A 3,628-nucleotide genomic window follows, 5' to 3' on the forward strand; every position below is an offset into this window, starting at 1 on the left:
ATAACCATTGTTTGAGTTGCATCGAATAATGAACCATAAGTGATTCCTATTACGTCTGATGAAACTATTTCATCTTCAGTGTAACCAAATGATTCGTTAGCAGCAGCCTTCATTGCAGCGTTTATTTCTTCTACAGTTGCCTTCTTATCTAAAGTAACAACTAATTCAGTTAATGAACCTGTAGTAACTGGAACTCTTTGAGCTCCACCATCTAATTTTCCTTTTAATTCTGGAATAACTAAACCAATTGCTTTAGCAGCTCCAGTTGAGTTAGGAACGATGTTTGCAGCAGCAGCTCTTCCTCTTCTTAAATCGCCTTTAGCGTGAGGACCATCTAATGTATTTTGGTCATTAGTGTAAGCATGGATAGTTGTCATGAATCCTTTTTGAATTCCGAACTTATCGTTTAATACTTTAGCCATTGGAGCTAAACAGTTTGTAGTACATGAAGCACCTGAAACAACTGTTTCTGTACCATCTAATATATCGTTATTTACATTGAATACTACTGTCTTTATATCTCCAGTTGCAGGAGCTGATATAACAACTTTCTTAGCACCAGCTTCTAAATGTAAACCTGCTTTTTCTTGAGAAGTAAAGAATCCAGTACATTCTAAAACTACGTCAACATTTAATGCTTTCCATGGTAAGTCAGCAGGATTTCTTTCTGCAGTAACTTTTATTTCTTTTCCGTTAACTACGAAAGCTCCTTCTTTAACTTCGATTTCTCCATTGAATCTTCCTTGTGAAGAGTCATATTTAAATAAGTGAGCTAAAGTCTTAGCATCAGTTAAGTCATTGATTGCTACCACGTTAAATTCTGGGTTTTCAATCATTAATCTTAATGCTAATCTTCCTATTCTTCCAAAACCATTAATTGCTACATTTACCATTTGCAATTACCTCCTAAAAATAGTTATATATTTAAAATTTTTAAAATTTTAAGCTTATTTATTGTGTTCTTTAATATATTCCACAATCTTTCTGCCAGCTGCTTCATCTGTTACTAAAACTGCATTATGATTATTCATCATAGTGGCAATAATAGCATCAACTTTATTTTCCCCAGCTGCCACAGCAATATGTGTGTTAATTTTTCTTGCTTCATTAATATTAATTCCAATAGAAGTATTTTCTGATACAACTTGAGAGTCTTTGTTAAAATAACACCCAAAGGCTTCACCAACAGCTCCAAGAGATTTTAATTTATTATATTCTTCAATTGAAACATCTCTTTTTTCTGCCATTACTAAAGCTTCACCAATACCATATATTAAGATATCTGCTTTGTGTATACTATCTATTACTTCTTTTATTTCCTTTTCTTTTAACAAGGTATCTAAAAGTCTTAAACTAAGATTCTCTGGAATATGAAGCAATTTATAAGAACCATTTAATTTCTGTGCTAGAGATGCAGCCAAAGTATTTGCCTGTATTTCAACCTTTCTTCCCATACCACCTCTTGCTGGAAGTACTAGTATGTTTGAAAGATAACTCATTTTAGGCACAGCTTCAACAAATTCTTTAATAGTGTTCCCACCTGTTATTGCTATTATATTATTATCGCTAATTATAGCTTTTAGGTAGTTTGCTGTTGCTTTACCAAGTTCTTTTAATATGGTCTTATTTTTCTTTACATCTCCTGGAACAATTACTACATCTTTTAATCCAAGGAAAGATTTTATATTTTGTTCTATATCTGATAATCCTTTTATTTCATGTATAAAATCTTTTAATTTGTCTACAATTTCTTGTCCTTCTTCTGTTACTGTCATCCCCGGAGTATTGATTTCAATTAGATTCTGAGATTTTAAGAAATTTATTTCGCTTCTTACTATTCTCTCACTTAAATCTAAATGATTTGCTAAAACTCTTCTTCCGATTGGCTGATTGTAATATATAGTCCTAAGTATACTATATCTTTTATCAAGGACTTCTACAAGTTCAGGAACTATTTTTTTTTCTAAAGACAATATTTCCTGCACAGTCAACCCTCCTTTGGTCTAAAAAAGTCCCGCACATTATTAAAATGTCCCACAAATATTATTATAAAACACTTCTATGAAATTTTAAAGCATTTTCTTTAAAATTTCCCAAAAGTTTTTACAGAATTTTATTATATTACCTCTAGAGAGGAAAGTTTTAATAATTATTTTTATACATTTAACTTTCCTCTTTTATGTGTTTTTTATTCTATTCTTTTTCTTTTACTAGAAGATTTTATTTCAAGTTCTTCTCTATATTTAGCTACTGTTCTTCTTGATATATTTAAATTCCTATTATTTAACTTATCACATATTACTTGATCTGATAGTGGTTTTTTCTTATCTTCATCATCAATAATTTCCTTGATTTGCTTTTTTATATTTATTACTGCAACTTCTTCTCCATCACTTTGATTTACACTTAACCCTATAGTAAATAAATCTTTTATTTTTACAGTTCCAAAACTAGTTAATATATACTTGTCCTTTATAGCTCTACTAACTGTAGATTCATGAATTCCTAGAGTATCTGCTATTTCCTTCATTGTCAGTGGTTTTAAATACTTTTGGCCCTTATCAAAGTAATCCTTTTGTTTTTCCACAACTTTTTCTAATATTCTTAGCAAAGTACTTTTTCTTTGCTCAATACTTTTAATTAAAAACATTGCACTACTTAATTTTTCTTTTACATAGTTTTCAGTATTTTTATCATCCTTATTATTTAATGCTTCTTTATAAACATTACTAATAGATAATCTTGGTATAACACCATCATTCATAATAACAAAATACTCACCATCAATTTTTCTAATAGCTGCATCAGGAATTATATATTTAACATCATCTCCTGTATAAAATCCTCTTGAAGGTTTTGGTTCTAATTTCTTTATTATATCTCCTAAATCTTGAGCTTCTTTAGGTGTTATTTTTAAATTTTTCGCTATTACATTAAATTTATTATCTGCAATTAAATCTAAATACTCATCTATTACTATTTCTAAATTATAATCTAGCAAACCTTTCTTTATAAGCTGTATCTTTAGACATTCCTTTAAATCTCTTGCTCCGATTCCATCTGGCTCTAAATCTTGAAGAATCTCTAAGGCTTCCTCACCTAATTCTAAGGAAATATGAAGTTCCTTACATATTTCTTCTAGAGGCATGTCCAAATATCCCTTATTATCTAAACTTTCTATCATATAGAATACAATAGCTTTCTTGTATTCACCTTCTTCACTTTCAATTAGTTGATCTTTTAAATATTCAGTAAGGGATTCCTTATCTGAAATAAAATTAAAAGGTGAAACATCATCCTCTTTATTGTACTCTCCATAGCTTTGTGATCCATAATTATCAAATTCTAAATACTTAATCATTTCTTTATAATCAATTTTGTCTTCATATTTTTTGTCCTCTTGAACAAAGTCAAAATCTCCTTCTAGAATTGGATTTTCTAAAAATTCATTTTCAATATATTCTCTTAAATCATAAGTAGACATTTGCAATAACTTTATTGAAAGTTGCATTTGTTGAGTCATTATTAGTCTTTGTTCTTGAGCAAGATTTAAATTAAAATCTAATTTCATAAGTATCACCTTCATTCACTAAACTATAAATATGTAATTAATATAATCTTTTTATGT

The 3,628-nt window shown here is 29.1% G+C and carries 3 protein-coding genes; all 3 read right to left on the bottom strand.

What is annotated here, in order from left to right; translation table 11 throughout:
* On the bottom strand, positions 1-893 hold an 893-nt coding region (gene gap / locus HUJ77_RS10525), incomplete at its 3' end, for a type I glyceraldehyde-3-phosphate dehydrogenase (RefSeq protein ID WP_291708542.1).
* Positions 894-947: 54 nt separating this feature from the next.
* Positions 948-1,985: a sugar-binding domain-containing protein gene (locus tag HUJ77_RS10530; RefSeq protein ID WP_291708543.1), complete on the bottom strand. Its 1,038-nt coding sequence runs from the start codon at positions 1,983-1,985 to the stop codon at positions 948-950.
* 203 nt (positions 1,986-2,188) lie between these two features.
* Positions 2,189-3,571, bottom strand: a complete 1,383-nt coding sequence (gene rpoN, locus HUJ77_RS10535; protein ID WP_291708544.1) for an RNA polymerase factor sigma-54 — start codon at positions 3,569-3,571, stop codon at positions 2,189-2,191.
* Positions 3,572-3,628: the final 57 nt, after the last annotated feature.

Origin of the sequence: Clostridium sp. (genome assembly GCF_021443865.1) — a bacterium.
Classification (GTDB): Bacteria; Bacillota; Clostridia; order Clostridiales; family Clostridiaceae; genus Clostridium.